This is a genomic window from Asticcacaulis sp., assembly GCF_027484505.1.
In the GTDB taxonomy this organism is placed as follows: domain Bacteria; phylum Pseudomonadota; class Alphaproteobacteria; order Caulobacterales; family Caulobacteraceae; genus Asticcacaulis.
On the sequence record NZ_JAIXSV010000349.1, the window covers coordinates 16,758 to 36,888 of the forward strand.

Sequence of the window (20,131 nt, forward strand, 5' to 3'; positions counted from 1 at the left end):
ATCATTCCCCTCTAAAACAGGCGCATTTGCGGGTCACCGCCACGAAACTGCGTCGAATCGAGGGGCGTGCGGGGCGCATCCAGGCCATACCGCCGCACAGCCAGCTCATAGCGCTGTTTCAGCAGGTCCGCCTCCAGTCCCGTGCCCGTCATGCGCGTTTTGAAATTGGGATCGTTCAGCTTGCCACCGCGCAGGGCCCGAATGCGGTTCAGCACACGGTCGGCGCGGTCTGGAAAGTTGAGCCTCAGCCAGTCTTCGAACAACAGCTTGATCTCATGTGGCAGGCGCACCGGAATATAGCCGCCGCGGATCGCTCCCGCCTCGGCCCCGGCCTTGAGGATGTTTTCCAGTTCGTGACAGGTCAGACCGGGGATCAGCGGCGCGGCCAGTACACTGACGCGAATGCCGGCGGCGCTGAGCGCCCGGATGGTTTCGATGCGTTTGGTGGGCGTCGCGGCGCGCGGTTCCATCACCCGTGCAATATGGCGGTCGAGCGTCGTCACGGACAGGGTGGCCGAAAACAGATTGGCGGCCGCCATCGGAACCAGAATATCTAAATCCCGCAGAATCAGGGCCGACTTGGTGACGATGTGCACCGGATGGCGAAATTCCCACAGCACCTCCAGCAGCCGTCGCGTCAGGCGTTCTGTCCGTTCAATCGGCTGATAGGCGTCGGTATTGATCCCGAGCGCCAGCGGCGCGGGGCGGTATTTGGGGTGCGATAATTCTTCGCGCAGCCGTTCGGGGGCGTCGGGTTTGCGAAAGATGCGCGTTTCGAAATCCAGTCCCGGTGACAGGTCCAGATAGGCGTGGGTCGGGCGGGCGAAACAATAGATACAGCCGTGCTCGCAGCCCTTGTACGGATTAATGGAACGGCTCGACCCTACATCCGGCGAGTCGTTATAGCTGATGATCTTGCGCACGGCGTCTATGCCGAGGATGGTCTGCACACGCTCGATATCGGGATGATCTTCGCTATCCCAGCCGTCGGTTGTGTCGTAGCGATCAGGTGCATCAAAACGGCCGCTCAGGCGGTTCGACACCGCGCCGCGTCCCTTGCGCACCCGATCGGGCAGGGCGTTGTCATCGGTGATGCGTTCGGTGCGCAGGGTAGGCAGGGATTTTGGGGACATGCCCTGAGCTTACCACTAAATAAGAACATAACAAGAACAATTATCTCAAATCCCAGCGTAAGGTTTGATCAAAAAAGCGCTGGGTAAACGTTGTCACCTGTTTGGATTCCGGTCTACAGTGCGGCCACTACATACATTCAAACAGAGGAAACCCCCATGATGGATCGCCGACAGCTTTTAATGGGTGCCGGAGGCCTGCCGCTGGTCGCCAGTGCCGCCGCTACCGCTCAAACGACTGTACAGACCACCGGCAAAGCCGCCGGTCAGCCCCTGCCGAATGGTGTCGATCTGCCGGAGCCGCCCAAAAAGCGTCTGGGCTGGGCCGTGGTCGGTCTGGGCAGCTACGCCATCAATCAGGTGATACCCGGCTTTCTTCAGGCCGATGAGTCGCGCATGACCGCCTTCGTCTCCGGCAATCCGGCCAAGGCCAGGGACCTGGCGGAGCGGTATGGCGTGGCCAAGACCTATGGCTATGACGATTTCGATAAGATCGCCGCCGACAAGGATATCGACTGCGTCTACATCGTCCTGCCGGTGGGGCTGCACGCCGAATACACCATCCGTGCCCTGAAGGCGGGCAAGCACGTCCTGTGTGAAAAGCCGATGGCTTCAACGGTTGAAGAATGCGAGGCCATGGTCGCCGCCGCCAAGGCCGCCAATCGTCAGTTGGGTGTGGCCTATCGCGTGCATTTCGAGCCGCTCAATATCGAGGTCAAGCGCCGTTGCCAGCAGGGTGAACTGGGCGACCTGCGCTATATCACGGGTGATGCCGGCTTCAATGCCGACCCGCAATACCCGCCGATGAAGTGGCGTCTGGACAAGCCGCTGGCCGGTGGCGGTTCCATGTACGATATTGGTATTTATGCGCTGAACGGCACCCTGATGCTGGCGGATCAGATGCCCGACACAGTGTCGGCCGTCTATGCCTATCCGAAGGACGATCCGCGCTTCAAGACCGTCGAAGGTGGGTTGAATTGGCGGATGAGCTTCCCGTCAGGGCTCAGCGCACAGGGTTCGTCCTCCTACTGCTATGCCGGGGGATCGCGCATCAAGGTGTTCGGGGCCAGCGCCTCAATCAATATGGACCCGGCATCGGACTATTACGATAACCGCGCCAATCTGCACCGCGGCTGGGACCCGGGCACGCCGGTGCTCGCCGCCCCGCCCTACACACAGTTCGCGGCGCAGGTGGACGGCTTTTCGCAGGCCGCGCGCAGCAACACATCGCACCGCACGCCGGGCGAGATGGGGCTGCGGGACATCCGCCTGATTCAGGCCATGTATCGCAGCGCCGATCAGGGCGGGGTGGTCGTTAAGGTCTAACCCGCAAAGGGCGTGGCGGGCAGGCCTGTGTGCCCGCGCAGTCGGGCCGGCGACACTTCAAACAGTGTCCCGGCCACGGCCTTGTCCGGCGCATTATCAGGCAGGAACTGCGCCGCCGAACTGATATACAGGTGGTCGAGTTTGGCACCGCCGAAGGCCATGCTGGTGATCTGGCTGGCGGGCAAGGTAATAGAAAAGTCCAGTTTGCCATCCGGAGTATAGCGGCTGACGCGGCCGCCGCCATAATGAGCGATCCATACGCCGCCCTGCGCATCCGTGGCCATGCCGTCCGGCGCGCCCATATCCCCCTCAAACTTTACGAAAAGCCGCTTGTTCGACAGCGTACCATCGGACGCCACATCGAAGGTAAAGACCTCTTTGTCGTAGGTTTCGGTGTGCCACAGGGTGCGGCCATCCGGGCTGAAGGTCGGGCCGTTGGCGCACAGATAGGGACCATCAACCTTGGTGACGCTGAGGTTGGCGTCGATGCGATAGAAGGCCCCCACCTTTTCCTTCCACTTGGTGTCCATGGTGCCGGTCCAAAGACGGCCTTTGGCATCGACCTTGCCGTCGTTCAACCGCGTATCGTCGCGCTTCTCGGGTTGCACCAGAAGGGTGAAAGTGCCGGCTTTCGGATCAAAACCATAGACCCCGTCGCTGAGGCCTGCGATCAGGCCGCCCGATTGACGATCCGCGAGGAAGCAAACGGGCTTCGGCGTCTTCCAGGTCTTCAGATCGCCGCTCTGTGGATCGAGTGCGTAGATGGTCTGCCCCGAAATATTGACCCAGAACAGGCGCTTGTGCGCCGCCGACCAGTAGGGGCCTTCGCCCAGCGCATCACCCGCCCCCCCAAGCCCTCGTATGCCGGCTTCCGTCGCAAGGCTGTGAAGCGGGAAGGCTATGGCGGTCAGTCCAAGGGCAAGGCTGTGGCGACGTGTGAACATGGCGGGTTTCCTCTGTCCGGAGGGCGCGGATTCGCCCTGCTTTATAGGGTGACAACGTTATCACCTCTCGCGCCGCGCGAACAGGGAAAAGCGTTTCTGAACCACCTATCGCGACAGATGGCGCGTTCCCTACATCAGAGGGTAATATTAAACTAAAACATGAGAATTAATTATTTAAATATTGTTTCTAAACGATAATATCAATTTAAATGAGCTGACGCTTTAAGCGTGGTTTCAGAATTTAAAACCGGTTCGAAGACTCAGTTTGTAATTGCTGTATTCGCTATATTTTTCGCCCTCGGCTTCAAGTGCCACATAACCATATTCATTACCGGCCATCATGCGCATGCCTATCACCGGCGCGCCGCCCTTAAGGTTCCCTGCCGAGAGGGTAAACGGGTCGCCGCCTGTAAAGCGGGCGACGGTATCGTCCACCGTCACCGAAAAATTATTGCGATAACCCACCCAGATTTCCGGTTGCAGCAGAGCCGTGCGATCACCACGCCCAAAGCTCAAGAGCGCTGAGGCCGTGGCGATATGGCTCTGGCGTTCGTCTATGCTGAGATCAAAGGCCGTTCCGCCACCGCTCTCATCCCGCGCCTCTTCCTTCAGAGCGTAATAATCGATGGAGACGAGCGGTTTTACGCTGATCGGTCCCAGTGTCGCCCGATACGAGGCCCCCGTACTGCCTGACACGCTGTAGCCGTTCCATTTGGCGCGCGCCGTGAGGGTATTGGCTGAGCCCACCATCTGACGTTCCGTCTCGAAGAAGGTGCCGCCCGCCCCGGCGCTTAACCAGGCCTTCAGGCCACCGCTATTCAGTCGCCAGTAGCCCCCAAGGGTGAAATCGGCTGCCGAAGAGGTCTCGTAGGCGGTGGCGTAGGTGTCCTTTGGTGTCGCCGCCGTGTAGCTGGTAAAAAGACCGACCGCTTGTCCGTAACCCAGACCGCGTTCGATGCCTCCCGCAAAGCTGAAACCCGTAGTCTTGAACCCCAGAGTCTGACTGCGTTCGCGATTGAGCTGATAACCCTCTTCCTGAATCCAGTAATGGGTTTCGCCCACGTCGGGCAGGATCGACTGCTTTTCAATCGAGCGCGTCAGTGCCTCACGCCCGCGCGACAGAGATAACAGGGTTTCACCCGAAAAATCGGGCAGAAAGGCCGCATAGGTACTGACAAAACCGGTTTCGGTGGTGGCGGCCAGTAGGGTACTGGTCGTGTCATCGTCGGTCGCGGCCGCCGTCAGCACCGCACCCAAGGCACTGTACTCGGTGACGCTCAAACCGGACTCAGACTGCGTGCGCAGACGGAAATCGGCATAGAGCCCGTCATTGGCGCTGCCCGTCGTCAGGGTGGACTTGTAGAGCCAGGGGACCTGCTCCTCCATGTCTTCAAAGTCGAGCGTCCCGAAGTCGATATTTTTGCCGGTCATCAGGGTGAAGCGCGTCGGCGTCTGGATGATCTTGTCCAGCGTCAGATAAAGCGCCGCGCCATCGTCGAACACCGTCGTGCCGGTGTTGATCAGAAGCGGCCGGGTGGGATCTGCGGTGGTCAGCCCCAGATAAAGCTCGCTCTCGCTCCCCACATGCAGGCTCGACAGGGTCAGTTGCGAGCCCGCGCTCAGCCCCAGACGGCCGTTGGCGACATCGACGGCCACCGTTCCGGCCCCGGTCAGCTTGCCGAGAACGATGCCTTCCTCTTCAATCGTCAGGCTGTTGCGGCCCGTGCCGAAGTCAATATTGCCGTAGATATAGCCGTTGGAGACGCGGACCGTATCATTGCCGGAACCCAGTTTCACATCACCGGTGATGTAGGGCAGGGCGTAGTCATCATCATCCAGATGGGCATTGACCACCTCAATCGTCGTCGCCACGCTATTGGCACTGAGGTCTATGGCCACCGCGCGGTTTACCGCGGTGTCGGTCACATCGTCTTCGTCCTCATCGCCGGGAGTGATACCGGCGGAGATACTGCCGTTGATTACGAGTGAGGTCAGGGTATTGGAAGTGTCGCGCAAGGCCGTGGCATTGGCGGTCGTGCCATAGCCAAACGCAGTGAGCGCCCCTCCGGTTTCAATTTTCAGCGTGTTTAAAATCGCGCCACTGCCGATATCCAAGCCGTAGGCCGTGTGAGAATTGGTGGTGGTGGTGTTCGCTGAAAGCGAACCGGATAGATTAAGCGTACCCACCCGCGCACCGCTTTTCAGCGCCAGACCGGTCGCAGTCGCTTCATAAGCGGACGCACTGACTGAACCGGACAGCCCAATGCCATTGGTGACATTGACGTCGTAACCCAGGCCGGCGATCTGTACAGCGGTGGCGCTGACCCCCTCATAGACCCCATAGGCGGCCACAGAACCGCGTATGTCCAGCCCGTAGGTACGGCCGCTGTAATCGTCAGTGGCCGTGTCATCATAGGCTATGGCCCCCAGCGTAATCGCCTGCGTATCGGAACCGATCAGCAGAGCCGGGGCCGTGCCATACTGGGCGATAGAGGCCGTGCCTTCTTCTGTATCTTCGATAACATTGCCGTTTTCGTCGGTATTGGCGTCGTCTTCGCTGGTCACGGCGGCATTGATCAGGACGCCACCGCTGACATTATTTGAGACCTGCACCGCGGCCTTGGCCTGATAGAGGTCGTCGGCGTCCAGAAGATCAAGGTAATCGTCAGAGAGGCTGGTGTAGCGATAACCGGTGTTGGTCACCGAGGCGTCGATGACCAGAGCACCGTTGATCGCGCCGGAAAGTTCAACCGCCTGTGCGTCCTTGCCCTGCGTATAGATGGAGCCGCTGAGATAGACCTGACCGGTTTGCGGACCGCGCAGGGCGATACCGCGGGCGTCGTCGCCCAGAACAGTGATCGTCCCGTCAAACAGAAAATCGCCGACTTGACCTTTCTCAAACAGAATAGCCGCGGACTGATTGCCGTGCACGGTGATCGTCGAGTCGATATCAGCGTCGCCCGTCAGAAGTCCGGTGGCGCGAACGCCGTAGCGGTTGGTCCCTTCTGCGAAGACGCCATCGACGATATCGTCGCTGTTCGTGTCCTCTGCGGTGTAGCTATCCGTGACTGTGATGGTTCCCGATAAGTCGAGGCTGGTCGTCCGGGCTCCGTCAATCAGGACGCCGGTCGCGCCGCTGTCTGACGATGACATTTCGACCACCCCATTGAGGACCAGCGTGTTGTCCGAATTGACGGTGAGGGCGGTGCCGCTTGTCAAAGTGATCGTGGCGGCATCGGTGACGTCGATATCGTCTGCACTGCCGCTGTTGGCTGTAGCCGTTTGTAATGGCGTGGTGGTGGCCGTCGAAACCGTGGTCGTCGCCAGCGCCGCCGGGCTGGTAAAAACGAGCGCCAGAGCGGTGGCAGAAAGAAGCAGCGAACGACGGGGATGGCGCATGATCGACCTTGGCGGGGAATGACAGTCGCCAAGGGGGTAAAGGGCCGCTGAGGCGGCAGAAGGGCCTTAAGATTACGCGCAGGTCGCAGAGTGTCAGGGCTGCAATCCAAACCCACAAAAGCCAAAAAAGGACATCGGATGATCAAAGCGGGAAAGCTATACTTGCTTAATCCATTGTGTGAGTCATAATTGTGTAATGCGACTCTGTTCGGTTGGGTTGTGCGCATTCGCGGGAGGGGGCTTTGTCTGCTTATTCACACCATGGCTTGCCCATGGTCGCTTTACTGTTTGCCGCTCAGTGCGCTTTGCCGACGACGGGATATACCCAGAGCCCGACCCAAACGACAGGTGAGAAAAAGGCGGAATCGCCTAAGGCCTCTGAAGGTGACGATAAAGCTGCGACGACCGTTACGGTTCAGGGCAAGAAGCGCGTGGACCCAACCGGTAAGGAAGTCTATGACGTTTCGAAGGACCCGGCGGCTGCCACGGGTACAGCGGCCGAGGCCCTGAACAAGGTACCCGGTGTGTCCGTCGATGCGCAGGGCGATGTCAGTGTGCGGGGTCAGACCGCGCGGGTTTATCTGAACGGTCGTCCGTCGCTGATGCTGTCCGGAGATAATCGCGCTGTGGCCCTGCGCGCCATGCCGTCGGCCTATATCTCCAGCATCGAAGTCATCTCCAATCCCGGCGCTCAATATTCTTCCAGCGGCTCGGGTCCAATCGTCAATATCGTTACCAAACGCAATCTGCCGCCGGGCCTGTTTGGGTCCGTGTCCGCGCAGGTCGCTTCGCGCGGCGGCGGTAACACCAACGCCTATCTCAGCTACACGCAGGGTAAGCTGAATATAAGTGGCTTCGCGGCGGTGTTTGACGGTCGTTTCGACAGTGATTTCGACAGCGCCTCGACCGCCTTTGATGCGTCGGGCGGCGCAATCCGCGAGGCGCGGTCTGAGGGGACCGTCACAGGGCGATACCGCATAGGCTCGCTGACGACGAATCTGCAATACGACCTGAGCGACAATGACGTTCTCACCGGAGGCCTCAGCTACAACCAGGGGAAGGTGAATAGCGACTTTGCAGGTTATACCGCCTCCCGTGGGGCCGACGGCGCCCTGAGCGATGTCTTCCGCTCCCAAAGCGACGGGCGGACCCCTAACGACAACGGCAGTCTGAGCTTTGGCTACACCCACTACGGACAAAAGCCGGATCAGTCGTTCAAGCTCGACCTGACTGTCTCGCAATCGAACCGGGATACGCCTTCGCTCACCCGGTTGGACTATGAACGCGCTTCGGTAAGCACCAACACCGGCACGCGCTATACCCGACGCGATGGGGGTTCCAATACCCGCACCGCCATGCTGTCTGCCGCGTACAACACCACCTTTGACCGCGTTCAGGTCAGCGTCGGTTCGCAATTTGATACGGAAACCAGCAAAACCGAGACTCTGTCCTTTGGTCCGGCGGGCTCCGTGGCGGATTTGCAGCTCGATGCCCTTTTAAGTAATCGCTTCCGTTATGAGCAACAGTCGGCGGCGGTATATGCCACGGCGCAGTGGGAATTGACGCCCAAATGGACACTGCTGGCCGGCCTGCGGGCCGAGACCCTCGACCTGACGATCAAAGTGCCAGGAACGACGCTTGAAAATCAGATCGACTACACCCGCTTAAACCCCAGCCTTTTTGCCACCTATGCCTTTTCTGCCAAGCGCCGTCTGCGTTTAAGCTATACTCATAAGCAGCAGCGACCACAGCCTGTCGATCTCAATCCGGGTCTGGTGTTCAGTTCTGCGACCGCCGTCACCATCGGGAATGCAGCGCTTGGACCCGAAGAGGCCGACAATCTGGAAGTCATTTACGAGGCTAACCGGCCGCATTCGGATTATAGAATAACCGGCTTTTATCGGTTCAAGGACGAAACGCTCGTTACCTCAAGCCGAGTCATTGCCGATCCGCAGAACCTAGGCAATTTCGTCACCGAGACAACGCGAAAGAATGCGGGACAGGAGCGCAATTACGGCCTGACGGCGACCTACAGTCAGCGATGGAACAACACGCTTACTGTGAACTTCGACACGACGGTGACCTTTGTGGACATTGATGTGCCGGAACTGTCGATCAGTCGTTCGGACACCGCCCTCAGTGGCGGGGTGTCGCTCAACTATACGCTCAAGAAGGGCTCTCTGTCGCTGAATTACAAGCTGAACGGGCGACGCTACACGACGCAGGGGTATCGCGGCGCCAATGGTTCCGGGATGATTGACTACCGTCGCAATTTGATGCCGAAGTTGTCGTTGGTGATCACGGTGCAGGAACCACTGCCCCTCACGAAGATCGAAACGGTTACCGAGACAAATCGCTTCCGTAGCGTGTCTGTCAGCGAGAATCGCACACCGACCATCATGATTGGCCTCAGCCGGCAATTGGGTGGTTTCAGTTCCGCACCCAAAAAGCCTTGATACGGTTTAACAGCACCGTTCAGAAAACCGTCGCAAGCGCTTGATAGTATCAATAAAATACACGATCAGGCGGGGCGGCGGTGATATCGAGATTTTTTATCCTTCAGGGTGTGTGGCTGCTGACGCTCGCCTGTGCGGCGGCGGGCTATTTTGTGGATCAGCGTCTGTGGTGGAGTTTGCTCATCCTTGCGCCGCTCAGCCTGATCGGTTTGCGCGACCTGACCCAGACCTCACACGCCATTCTGCGCAACTATCCAATCATCGGGCATTTTCGCTTTATCCTTGAGGCGGTGCGGCCGGAAATTCGCCAGTATCTCATAGAGGACGACCGCGACCCGGTGCCCTTTACCCGCGAACAGCGGGCCTTGGTCTATCGCCGTGCCAAAAATGTGTCGGACAAGCTGCCCTTTGGCACCATTCGTGACGTCAATGCCGTGGGCTATGGCTGGATATCGCATTCGATGCGCCCGTCCAAAATCGCTTCCAGCGACTTTCGCCTCAGCATCGGCGGGCGCGATTGTCAGAAGCCCTATTTCGCTTCGGTGCTGAATATTTCGGGCACCAGCTTCGGTGCCGTGTCGGCCAATGCCATCATGGCCTTCAACAAAGGGGCGAAGCTGGGCGGCTTTGCCCACAATACCGGCGAAGGGGCCATTTCCAAATATCACCGCAAATATGGCGGGGACCTGATCTGGCAGATCGCGTCGGGCTATTTCGGCTGCCGCACGTCTGACGGTCAGTTCGATCCGGAGGCCTTTGTACGCACGGCGGCGCTTGATCAGGTGAAGATGATCGAGCTGAAGCTCAGTCAAGGGGCCAAGCCGGGACACGGCGGCGTGCTGCCGCGCGCCAAGATCACCGGCGAAATCGCCCGCACCCGCCTGATCGACCGCACCCGCGATTGCGTGTCGCCCGCCGCCCACCCGGCCTTTTCGACGCCGCGAGAAATGATGAGCTTTATCGCCGAACTGCGTCGCCTGTCGGGCGGCAAGCCGGTGGGTTTGAAACTGGCGATCGGCCACCGGGCGGAGTTTCTGGCGCTGGTCAAGGCCATGCTGGCCACCGGCATCACGCCGGACTACATCGTGGTCGATGGCGGTGAAGGCGGCACAGGCGCGGCTCCGGTCGAGCTGTCCAACCACGTCGGACTGCCTTTATTCGAAGGCTTAAGCTTTGTACACAACGCTTTGGTGGGTGCCGGGCTGCGCGGTCATATCCGCATCGGCGCCTCGGGTAAGGTCGTCTCGGCCTTTGACTTTTGCCGCGTGCATGCGCTGGGGGCCGATTTCGTGATGGCGGCGCGCGCCTTCATGTTCGCCGCGGGCTGTATTCAGGCCCGCGCCTGCCATACCAACCATTGCCCGACCGGCGTGACGACTCAGGCCTGGTGGCGTAGACGCGCGCTTGTGGTCAAGGACAAGGCGCCGCGCGTCGAACACTATCACCGCAATACACTGAAAGCCTTGTCAGAAATGCTGGCGGCGGCGGGCCTCAACCACCCGCGTGACCTCAAGCCGTGGCACCTGCACGTGCGCGCCGCCAATGGTGAGGTTGTGCGTGGCGATGTCGCCTATCCGCACGTCGAACCGGGCGCCATCCTCAACGGCACAGCGCGGGAAGGACTGATGAAGCAGTGGCACCGCGCCCAGATCGACACATTCGAACCGCTGGATGAAACCATTGTCGAACAGATGCTGAAGGGGTAGGGCAAGACAAGGGGGCACGGCCCCCTTGACCCCAAAACGGGTGTCAAACAAAAACGGCCCCGTTTCCGGGGCCGTTCGTCTTAGTCTTCCTTCTGGCGCTTCTTGCGGAACGACGGGTTCAGTTCCTTCTTGCGCAGGCGGATGTTGAGCGGGGTCACTTCGACCAGTTCATCGTCTTCGATATAGGCGATGGCCTGTTCCAGAGTCGGGCGACGCGGCGGGGTGAGGCGAATGGCTTCATCCTTGCCCGAGGCGCGCACGTTGGTCAGTTGCTTGGCCTTCATCGGGTTGACGTCGAGGTCGTCAGCGCGCGAATTTTCACCGATGATCATGCCCATATAGGTCTTTTCGCCGGCACCGACGAACATCACGCCGCGCTCTTCGAGGTTCCACAGGGCGTAGGCCGCCGTTTCACCGTCCGAGTTCGACACCAGCACGCCCTTGCGCTGTTGCTCGATCGGGCCCTTATAGGCTTCGTAGTGCGAGAAGACGCGGTTGAGCACGCCCGAACCGCGCGTGTCGGTCAGGAATTCGCCCTGATAACCGATCAGCGAGCGCGACGGCGACTTGAGCTGGATGCGGGTCTTGCCCGCGCCCGACGGGGCCATGTCCTTCAGCTCGGCCTTGCGCGCCGACAGCTTTTCGATAACGACCCCGGTGAACTCTTCGTCCACGTCGATCATGACGTCTTCGATGGGTTCCATGCGCTCACCGGTTTCCGGGTCGGTCTGATAGACCACGCGCGGACGCGAAATGGCGACTTCGAAGCCTTCGCGGCGCATGTTTTCGATCAGCACGCCCAGTTGCAGTTCGCCGCGACCGGCGACTTCGAAGGCATCCTTTTCACCCGACTCGGTGACGCGGATCGCGACGTTCGACTCGGCTTCCTTCAGCAGGCGGTCGCGGATCACGCGCGACTGCACCTTGGAGCCTTCGCGACCGGCCAGCGGCGAGTCGTTGACCGACACGGTCATCGAGATGGTCGGCGGGTCGATCGGTTGCGCCGGCAGGGCGGTGTCGAGCGACATGTCGCACAACGTATCGGCAACCGTAGCCTTCGACAGGCCCGCGATGGCCACGATGTCACCGGCTTCCGAACCTTCGTCCAGCGGCTGACGCTTCAGGCCGCGGAAAGCCAGCACCTTGGTGATGCGACCGCGCTCGATTTCCTGGCCATCACGGTTCAGCGCCTTGATGGCCAGACCGGGGGTGGCCTTACCCTGCGCGATGCGGCCCGTCAGGATGCGGCCCAGGAAGGGATCGGATTCGATCAGAACGGCCAGCATCTGGAACGGCTCATTGACCTTGGCCTGCACGGCGGGCGGCGGCACGTGATCGACGATCAGGTCGAACAGCGGCGCGAGGTTGTCGGACGGCACATTAAGGTCCAGCGTCGCCCAGCCCGAACGGCCCGACGCATAGATGTGCGGGAAGTCGAGTTGCTCATCCGTCGCGCCCATGGCGGCGAACAGGTCGAAGGCTTCGTTGTGTACGCGGTCCGGATCGGCGTGGGCGCGATCGACCTTGTTGATGCACAGGATCGGACGCAGGCCCAACTTCAGCGCCTTACCCAGCACGAACTTGGTCTGCGGCATGACGCCTTCTTCGGCGTCCACGAGGATGACGCAGCCGTCCACCATGCCCAGAATACGCTCAACCTCGCCGCCGAAGTCGGCGTGGCCCGGCGTGTCGATGATGTTGATGCGGGTTTCGCCGGCCTTACCGTTCCACAGGACCGAGGTACACTTGGCGAGGATGGTGATGCCGCGCTCGCGCTCCTGATCGTTGGAGTCCATGGCGCGCTCAACCGTGGCTTCGTTGGCGCGGAAGACGCCCGACTGAGCCAGAAGGGCGTCCACGAGCGTCGTCTTGCCGTGGTCAACGTGGGCGATAATGGCGATATTGCGAAGATTCATAAAAGACTCTGATCTTTCCTCGACCCATATCGGGAGAGGATGGCGCGCCGATACATAAACCGGGGGCCGGGTGGGGGGCTTTTCCGCACGCCTCCGTCAGGTGCCGGAGGCGCTTGCCAACCCATAAAAAAGCCTCTCGCAGACATATGTGAGAGGCCAAACCGGTTCGGCGCGCGTGATTTGGCGCGGTCTATAACCGAATCTGCGTCAAAGCGCCACCCCGAACCGTGGATTATTTTTGCGGATGCGAAGGGACGGAGCGCCTTTTGCCGGAGGCACTCCATTCCTTCGCCTACTTCGCGGCGGGTTTTTCCGAACGCGGCGGGGCGTTCTTGACATAGGTGTCGAGCCAGCGCGTCATTTCCCACAGCGTATGCAGGTTGGACTCGCGCGCCCGGTAGCCATGCGCCTCATTGGGCAGGACCACATAACGCACATTAGCCCCGGCGCCTTTCAGGGCGGCGTAGAAGCGTTCGCTCTGGATGGGGAAGGTGCCGGAATTGTCGTCCGCTTCGCCGTGGATCAGCAGGATCGGGTCCTTGATATTTCGCACATAGGTGAAGGGGCTCATCTTCGTGTAGGTATCCGTCGCTTCCCAGTAGGTGCGTTGTTCCGACTGGAAGCCGAACGGCGTCAGGGTGCGGTTATAGGCCCCCGAACGCGCGATCCCGGCGCGGAACAGATCCGTGTGGGCCAGCAGGTTGGCGGTCATAAAGGCCCCATAGCTGTGGCCACCCACGGCGATACGGTTACGGTCGGCGACGCCCAGAGCGACGACGGCATCGACCGCCGCCTTGGCGCTGGCGGTCAGTTGCTCGACATAGGTGTCGTTGGGTTCGGCCCCATCCTTACCGATGATCGGCATGGACGGCCCATCCAGCACCGCATAGCCCTGGGTCAGCAGGAACAGGTGGCTGGCGCCGCCCGGACGCACGAAACGGTTACCGCTATCGACCGTCTGGCTGGCGACCGAAGCGTCGGTGAACTCTTCCGGATAGGCCCACATGAAAAGGGGCAGGGGGCCATCCTTGGCCTTATCGTAGCCGGCGGGCAGGTAGAGCGTGCCCGACAGCTTGACGCCATCGGCGCGCGTATAGGTCAGCGTCTGCTTGGTCACTCCGGCAAATTGCGGTGCACGATCCGGGAATTGCGTCAGGGCGCGGGTCTTTGAGCCCGCCGCTACCGGACGGATAAAATAGTTGGGGGCGGCATCCTTGCTTTCGCGGCGGGTGATGACCGACTTGCCCGCCAGATCGGCAAGCGCCACCGGCGCTTCGTAATAGGGGACTTCGGCCTGCCAGAGGCGGGTAACCTTGCCATCGCTCAGCGACATCTTACCCACAAAGGGAAATTCGCCTTTGGCCGAAGCGCCGGCACCCATCACGAAGACCGACTTGCCGTCCGGGGTGAAGTGCAGCACCTCTTCGCCTTCGGCGGTGAGGCGCGAGACGGCGCTGCCCGGATCGTTATAGCGGTCCTGATAGTTGCGCTCCAGCAGCACGCGACCGCTGCCCGGCTTTGAGGGATCGAGCGCGATGCGCTTTTCCTTGCGCGTATCGAACCAGCGACTGGTGACCAGCGCGAAGTCGGCACGGCCCCAGTCGAGCCCGGCATAGCGCTGATCAAGGTCGATCAGCTTTTGCGGCGTGCCATCGAACGGAGCGTTGAGCGTAAACAGGGTGTCGCGGACGGCCGCCTTGGCTTTCGGATCGCCGCCGTCGTGTGCTTCGGCCCAGACCAGCGTGGCCGGCGCATCGGCGCGCCACGAAACGGAGCGCGGACCCGTCGGCACAGCATCGAAGGCGGCGGGGAGATTGTCCGTCAACGGACGATCTACCAGTAACTTGACCGGTTTGCCATCCAGAGTGCTTACCGCGACTTCGGTCGGGAAACGTCCGGCGGGCACAAGATAGCTGTAGGGACGCTTCAGGCGGCTGGTCAGCAGGTACTTGCCGTCCGGCGAAACCGACATCGAGGTATAGAGACCCGGCGTGCCAATGGCGGTGATGGCTCCGTCGCTCAGGGAAACGCGCGTGATCTGAGACGTGAAATAATGGTCGAACAGGGCCTCGTCATAGGCATTGCCCAGCAGGTCCTGATAGGTGCGGATAGCGGCGGTGCGCCCCTTCGACTCCTGAATAATGGGGCCTGACGGCGTAGGGTCCTTCACCGGAGCGGCACCGCGTCCGGCGGGAACGGCCGAAAAGAGAACCCCCGAACCGTCGGACAGCCAGTCGAAACCGGCCCCGAAGGCCGCATTGACGATGCCGCCGGTCAGTTTTTTGGCCGTTGCCGTCTTCACATCGGCGACCCAAAGCTCAAGACCACCGCTGGCATCGACCAGAAAACCCAGCTTTGTCCCGTCCGGCGACCAGCGCGGCGACAGGAAGCGCGTCCCGGCGGGTAGGGCGACCGGACGCACGGACCCGGTCGCTACATCTTCAAAGGCAAGGCTGTTCATCCAGGCGGCGCGGGCTTCGATCGGGCCATTATTGCGCGGATTGATGCGATAGCCGCCCAAGCGCAGGATTGGCTCGGATACTGCCGCGATGGAGGGCAGGTTCTCACGGCCCAGTTGCACCATGGTGCGGCGTTCGGGACTGACCATGACGCCGGGGGTCGGCGGAGCGTCGAGGATCTGCGCAATCGGTGCCGGGGGGAGTTGATAGCCTGTAGTCGGTGCGGCCCAAACCGGTGTCATTGTGGTGGCAACGATAAAGGCGGTGACGGCGGCCGCAGTGGCGCGCAGGTGGCTGAGTCTCATGGCATGGCCCCTTTTGATTAGGGCGACAGTCTTACGGTTGTCACAGATGTAATCAAGAGGCGGGTTCATCCCTTTCCACCGGGGTGCGACGATTTATCATAATGAGAATTGTTTTCAATGCGCTTGCGAATGAGTTGCAGGAGTGCTAGTCAGCCCTATCGTCCGGATCGTTGGGGTCCGGTTCGTTGTCACTGGCTTTTGACGCATGACCGCTCAGAGTATTCTTACCGACGCAAACGGCACAGCACGCGGTGAACGCGTGGCATCGCAACCCGTAAAGCGTCGCAAAGGCACGGGCAGCGGGGCATCGGTGGCCATCGGCGTGTCTTTGGCCGTCCATGCCGCTCTGGCGGCCTATATCGTCAGCACACAGTTTCGCCTGACGACCCCGGAGATCGAGGAAACCGCGCCTGTGGTCGTTGAGATGGTGCCGATTGAATCGCGCCGCGCGCCGCCGAAACCCGTGATCACGCCCGATACGCCCAAACCGGAAACGCCTGTGGTTGAGCCTAAGCCGATGCTTCAACCACGCGAAACGCCGGCCCCCGTAGTGGCGCAGGTCGCGCCGCTGGATATGGCCCCCGTGAAGGCCCCGCCGGTTCAGGCCCCGGTAGCGGCCCCCGCTGTGGCCAAGGCCGCTCCGGCGGCGGCGCAACCGCGCAATGACTTTGTGGGTGTCGATGTTGAATCGGCACTGAACAACAATCCGCCGCCCGCCTATCCCCCGCAAGCCAGGGCGCGGCGCGAGGAGGGGACGGTGCAGTTGCGCCTTCAGGTGCGCCCCGACGGCAGCGTCGGTGAGGTGCAGGTGCAGGCGTCCAGCGGCTCCATGCGACTGGATCGCGCCGCTATAGACTCGGTCAAGCGCTGGAAGTTCAGTCCGGCGACCCGTGGCGGTCAGGCGGTCGAGTCATGGGCCACCGTCCCCATTACCTTCGGCCTCAAACGCGGCGACCGCCGACGGGGCCATGATCACAATTCTCTCGCATCAGAACAGACTTCCGGAGACACCTAAATGACCCTGATTCAGCGCCTTCTGACCGGCACCGCCGCGCTGGGCCTTCTGGCGGCGGCCCCGGCGGCTCTGGCCCACAGCCAGTGGCTGCTGCCTTCGGCGACGCAGGTCGAGGCCTCGACCAATCCGCAGCGTCCGACCTATGTGACGGTGGACGCTGCCTCGTCCAACGGCCTTTTCTACGCCGACCATAACGCCATGCGCCTGACCAATCTTCAGATCAGCGCACCGGACGGTTCGCCGGTCGAAGCCGAAAACGCCTCGACGGGCAAGCTGCGCTCGACCTTTGATGTCAAGCTGGCGACCGAAGGCACCTATCGCATCGCTTCGGTCAATCGCATGGTGATGGCGACCTGGAAGGCAGGCGAAGAAAGCAAAACCTTCCGCGGTTCCGAAGACGACTTCGCCAAGCAGGTGCCTGCCAATGCGCCGGAGCTTAAGGTCAGCCGCAATTTCGGCCGCGTCGAAACCTTTGTGACGTCGGGAAAACCGTCTGAAATCAAGCCGGTGGGGCAGGGGCTTGAACTGTTCCCGCTGCAACCGACGACTGATCTGGTGGTGGGTGAAACGGCAAAATTCCGTGTACTGATGGATGGTAAGCCGATGCCGGGCCTCAAGGTCAAGGTGGTGCCGGGCGGCGTGCGTTTCCGCGGCGAACTGGATGAGCAGGCAGTGACCGCCGACGCCGAAGGTACGATTGCTGTCAACTGGAAATTCGGCGGCCAGTACTATCTGAACACCTCTTACCCGCCGCGTCCCGAAGCCGACGACGACCATGGCCCCCAAGCCGGTCCGCAGGGTGGAGCGCAGCCTGGTGCTCAGGGTGCGCGACCGCAGGGGCAACCGGCGCAACGTGACATGCCGCCGGTGCGGTCGTCCTATGCTGTGACGCTGGAAGTGCTGCCCTTCTGAGATTTCCAGAGGGTATAATATGCCTTACCCGCTACGGCGGGAACGGGGGCCGGCGTTGCGGGTGTGGGACCACGGCGTCGGCCCTCGGTCATTTCGGTGCCGCGACTTGTTGAATTTGCGACACGCTTGCAAAAAACAGCGTCATACAGTGGAAAACGGTCATTTTGCGGTTGCAATAAAGCCGCAGTGCGGTATTTGCACCTGACAATTATTCGCAACTCCACCGAGAATGCTCGCAGGCCGGTCTGCCGGTCCCCCTCCCTCGGCGTCAGACGGAAACCGCGACGCCCTTTTTAAAAGATGTTGATGCACATGTCTCACATTCGCAATCGCAAGCACACTTCCAACCGTTACCTGACGGCCGCCCTGATGGCCGCGGCGGCGGTTCCGGCACTCTCCTCAGCGGCGCTGGCGCAGGACAAGAAGCTGGAAGGCGTCACCGTTACCGCAGACGACAACAGCTATAAGGCCGATGTTGTGTCATCGCCCAAGCAGACCCAGGCTCTGATCGACACGCCGCAGACCGTCAGCGTCATCAAGAAGGAAGTCCTTCAGCAGCAGCAGGCCGCGTCCCTGATGGAAGCCTTGCGCAATGTGCCGGGGATCACGGTTCAGATGGGCGAAAACGGCAATACGTCAGCCGGTGATACCTTCCAGATGCGTGGTTTCGACGCTTCGACCTCCGTGCTGGTCGATGGGGTGCGCGATATGAGTTCAGCCTCGCGCGATACTTTCAATCTTGAGCAGGTCGAAGTGATCCGGGGGGCCGGCGGGGCCGATATCGGGCGCGGGGCTTCTTCGGGTTATATCAATCTGGTGTCCAAGCACCCGACGCTTGAGGCGGCCGCTTCGGGCACGCTGGCGGCCTACAGTCAGGGCGGGGCGCGCGCCACCGTCGATGTCAACCGAGCCGTGGGTAAGACCAGCGGCCTGCGCCTCAACCTGATGGCCGAAGATGTGAATGCGGTGGGCCGCGACGAGGTGAAGAAGTCAGGCTATGCCGTGGCAGCGGCCTATGGCATCGGCATCGGTACGCCGACGCGCCTCTATGGCTTTGCGCAAGTGTCAAAGGGCGACAATGTGCCCGACGGCGGCATTCCTTCGGTCGGCTATCCGGGTTTCTACAACGCCACGCCGGCCATTCAGGCCGCACCGCGTGTCGATCCCGAAAACTACTACGGTTCGGTACGTGATTACGAAGATACGGAGTCTTCGCAATTTACGGTGAAGTTCGAGCACGACTTTGAGTCTGGCGTCTATATGACCAACACGACGCGCCTCAGCCGGACGTCGCTGGACCGCGTCCTGACCGGAGTGAGCACGGGCAATGCCGGGATCACCGCGACCAATCTCACTGACCGCTCGACCTGGACCGTCAACCGTTCGCGTCAGCATGTGGTCAAGGATAATGACGCCCTGATCAATGCGACCAACTTTACGGCTTCGGCGACTACGGGCGCCTTCACGCATGATCTGTCCTACGGTCTGGAGTTTTCGACGGAAAAGGTGGCGGTTTATGGCGTGAACGCCGTGACCCTGACCACCTCTCAGCAGGCCAATCTCTACAATCCGAACCCTAATGTTGATCTGCCGGTCAATGGTCTCAATGGGACGCGCGCTTTCGTTAAGCTGAACGTGGGGTCCGCCTATCTGTTCGACACAATCCATTTCGGTGAAAAGTGGCTGTTCAATGCCGGGGTACGCGTCGATAGCTACGGCGTCACGACCAAAACTGCGACCAATAGCCGTATCGAGGGCGACGGCACCCTGACCAGCTATAAGGCCGGTCTGGTCTATAAGCCGGTCGAAACGGCCAGCCTGTATGTGGCCTATGCCAATTCAAAGACGCCTCCGGGCACGGTCAATCTGGGCGCTTCGACGACCACGGTTGGCGGTAGTGAAACCTCGACCAATATCAACAACCCGAATGTCGATCCGACTGAGACGCGCAACCTCGAAGCCGGGATCAAGTGGGACGTCCTGTCGGGCCGCGTGTTGCTGACCGCCGCCTATTACTCGACCGAGCATCTGAACGAGTTTGTCGAAGATCCCTTCAACACGGGCTTTGGCGAAAACTTCGGCAAGCGCACGGTCAAGGGCTTTGATCTGGGCGTGGTCGGCAAGATCACCGACAAGTGGAACCTGACCGCCGGTATCCAGACTATGGATACCGAGGTTGAAAGAGGTACGACGGGCACGAACGCCACCGGTGCGGTCACCCGCTGGTCGCCGGAACTGGCGGCTACCGTCTGGACCACCTATGAAATCTCGCCGAAGCTGACCCTTGGCGGCGGCGCGCGCTATACCGGTGAGCAGGTGCGCGCCAATACGCCGGGTGTTGATCTGGCGACCCAGAATGTGCCGTTCATCCCGGAATACTGGGTGGTCGATGCCTACGGGTCTTACAAGCTGACGGATAAGGTGTCGGTGCAGTTGAACGTTTATAACCTGCTGGATGAGGACTATATCGCTACCTTGAACAATGGCGGTTCGCGTTTGATCCCCGGTGCGCCGCGTTCGGCCACTCTGACCCTGAACTATCAGTTCTAAAATATCAGGGGCT

11 protein-coding genes are annotated in these 20,131 nt (G+C 60.8%); 6 read left to right on the top strand and 5 right to left on the bottom strand.

Annotation, left to right across the window (positions count from 1 at the left end):
• Window positions 1–11: 11 nt before the first annotated feature.
• A complete protein-coding gene (locus Q0072_RS20585; RefSeq protein WP_298333672.1) occupies window positions 12–1,133 on the bottom strand; it encodes a PA0069 family radical SAM protein in 1,122 nt (373 codons plus the stop codon).
• 156 nt (window positions 1,134–1,289) lie between these two features.
• Between Q0072_RS20585 and Q0072_RS20590 the strand changes: the two genes are divergently transcribed.
• A complete protein-coding gene (locus Q0072_RS20590) occupies window positions 1,290–2,456 on the top strand; it encodes a Gfo/Idh/MocA family oxidoreductase (protein ID WP_298333674.1) in 1,167 nt (388 codons plus the stop codon).
• On the opposite strand, the gene Q0072_RS20595 is transcribed toward Q0072_RS20590, so the two are convergent.
• Together Q0072_RS20595 and Q0072_RS20600 are read right to left on the bottom strand one after the other, a co-directional pair.
• Window positions 2,453–3,400, bottom strand: a complete 948-nt coding sequence (locus Q0072_RS20595; RefSeq protein WP_298333676.1) for an SMP-30/gluconolactonase/LRE family protein — start codon at window positions 3,398–3,400, stop codon at window positions 2,453–2,455. The genes Q0072_RS20590 and Q0072_RS20595 overlap by 4 nt on opposite strands.
• 234 nt (window positions 3,401–3,634) lie before the next feature.
• A complete protein-coding gene (locus tag Q0072_RS20600; protein ID WP_298333678.1) occupies window positions 3,635–6,799 on the bottom strand; it encodes an autotransporter domain-containing protein in 3,165 nt (1,054 codons plus the stop codon).
• A gap of 272 nt (window positions 6,800–7,071) precedes the next feature.
• Here Q0072_RS20600 and Q0072_RS20605 point away from each other — a divergent pair, with 272 nt between their 5' ends.
• A complete protein-coding gene (locus Q0072_RS20605; protein WP_298333680.1) occupies window positions 7,072–9,255 on the top strand; it encodes a TonB-dependent receptor in 2,184 nt (727 codons plus the stop codon).
• Between the two features lie 80 nt (window positions 9,256–9,335).
• The gene (locus Q0072_RS20610; protein ID WP_298333682.1) at window positions 9,336–10,961 is read left to right on the top strand and encodes an FMN-binding glutamate synthase family protein; all 1,626 of its coding nucleotides are present in this window, start codon (window positions 9,336–9,338) and stop codon (window positions 10,959–10,961) included.
• 80 nt (window positions 10,962–11,041) lie between these two features.
• On the opposite strand, the gene typA is transcribed toward Q0072_RS20610, so the two are convergent.
• Together typA and Q0072_RS20620 are read right to left on the bottom strand one after the other, a co-directional pair.
• Window positions 11,042–12,877, bottom strand: coding sequence for a translational GTPase TypA (typA, locus tag Q0072_RS20615; protein ID WP_013478792.1), 1,836 nt, complete (start codon window positions 12,875–12,877; stop codon window positions 11,042–11,044).
• Between the two features lie 292 nt (window positions 12,878–13,169).
• The gene (locus tag Q0072_RS20620; protein WP_366941864.1) at window positions 13,170–15,710 is read right to left on the bottom strand and encodes a prolyl oligopeptidase family serine peptidase; all 2,541 of its coding nucleotides are present in this window, start codon (window positions 15,708–15,710) and stop codon (window positions 13,170–13,172) included.
• A gap of 136 nt (window positions 15,711–15,846) precedes the next feature.
• Here Q0072_RS20620 and Q0072_RS20625 point away from each other — a divergent pair, with 136 nt between their 5' ends.
• The 3 genes from Q0072_RS20625 (at window position 15,847) to Q0072_RS20635 (ending at window position 20,118) form a co-directional block, all read left to right on the top strand.
• Window positions 15,847–16,656, top strand: coding sequence for an energy transducer TonB (locus Q0072_RS20625; RefSeq protein WP_298333684.1), 810 nt, complete (start codon window positions 15,847–15,849; stop codon window positions 16,654–16,656).
• Window positions 16,657–17,568, top strand: coding sequence for a DUF4198 domain-containing protein (locus Q0072_RS20630; RefSeq protein WP_298333686.1), 912 nt, complete (start codon window positions 16,657–16,659; stop codon window positions 17,566–17,568). It abuts the gene before it with no gap.
• Window positions 17,569–17,874: 306 nt separating this feature from the next.
• Window positions 17,875–20,118, top strand: a complete 2,244-nt coding sequence (locus tag Q0072_RS20635) for a TonB-dependent siderophore receptor (RefSeq protein WP_298333688.1) — start codon at window positions 17,875–17,877, stop codon at window positions 20,116–20,118.
• The last annotated feature ends 13 nt before the right edge of the window (window positions 20,119–20,131 follow it).

Bases quoted from the DNA above. Each gene is read 5' to 3' on its own strand.
- Q0072_RS20585 (WP_298333672.1), bottom strand. From the start codon at position 1,133: ATGTCCCCAAAATCCCTGCCTACCCTGCGCACCGAACGCATCACCGAT.
- Q0072_RS20590 (WP_298333674.1), top strand. From the start codon at position 1,290: ATGATGGATCGCCGACAGCTTTTAATGGGTGCCGGAGGCCTGCCGCTG.
- Q0072_RS20595 (WP_298333676.1), bottom strand. From the start codon at position 3,400: ATGTTCACACGTCGCCACAGCCTTGCCCTTGGACTGACCGCCATAGCC.
- Q0072_RS20600 (WP_298333678.1), bottom strand. From the start codon at position 6,799: ATGCGCCATCCCCGTCGTTCGCTGCTTCTTTCTGCCACCGCTCTGGCG.
- Q0072_RS20605 (WP_298333680.1), top strand. From the start codon at position 7,072: ATGGTCGCTTTACTGTTTGCCGCTCAGTGCGCTTTGCCGACGACGGGA.
- typA (WP_013478792.1), bottom strand. From the start codon at position 12,877: ATGAATCTTCGCAATATCGCCATTATCGCCCACGTTGACCACGGCAAG.
- Q0072_RS20620 (WP_366941864.1), bottom strand. From the start codon at position 15,710: ATGAACCCGCCTCTTGATTACATCTGTGACAACCGTAAGACTGTCGCC.
- Q0072_RS20625 (WP_298333684.1), top strand. From the start codon at position 15,847: ATGACCGCTCAGAGTATTCTTACCGACGCAAACGGCACAGCACGCGGT.
- Q0072_RS20630 (WP_298333686.1), top strand. From the start codon at position 16,657: ATGACCCTGATTCAGCGCCTTCTGACCGGCACCGCCGCGCTGGGCCTT.
- Q0072_RS20635 (WP_298333688.1), top strand. From the start codon at position 17,875: ATGCACATGTCTCACATTCGCAATCGCAAGCACACTTCCAACCGTTAC.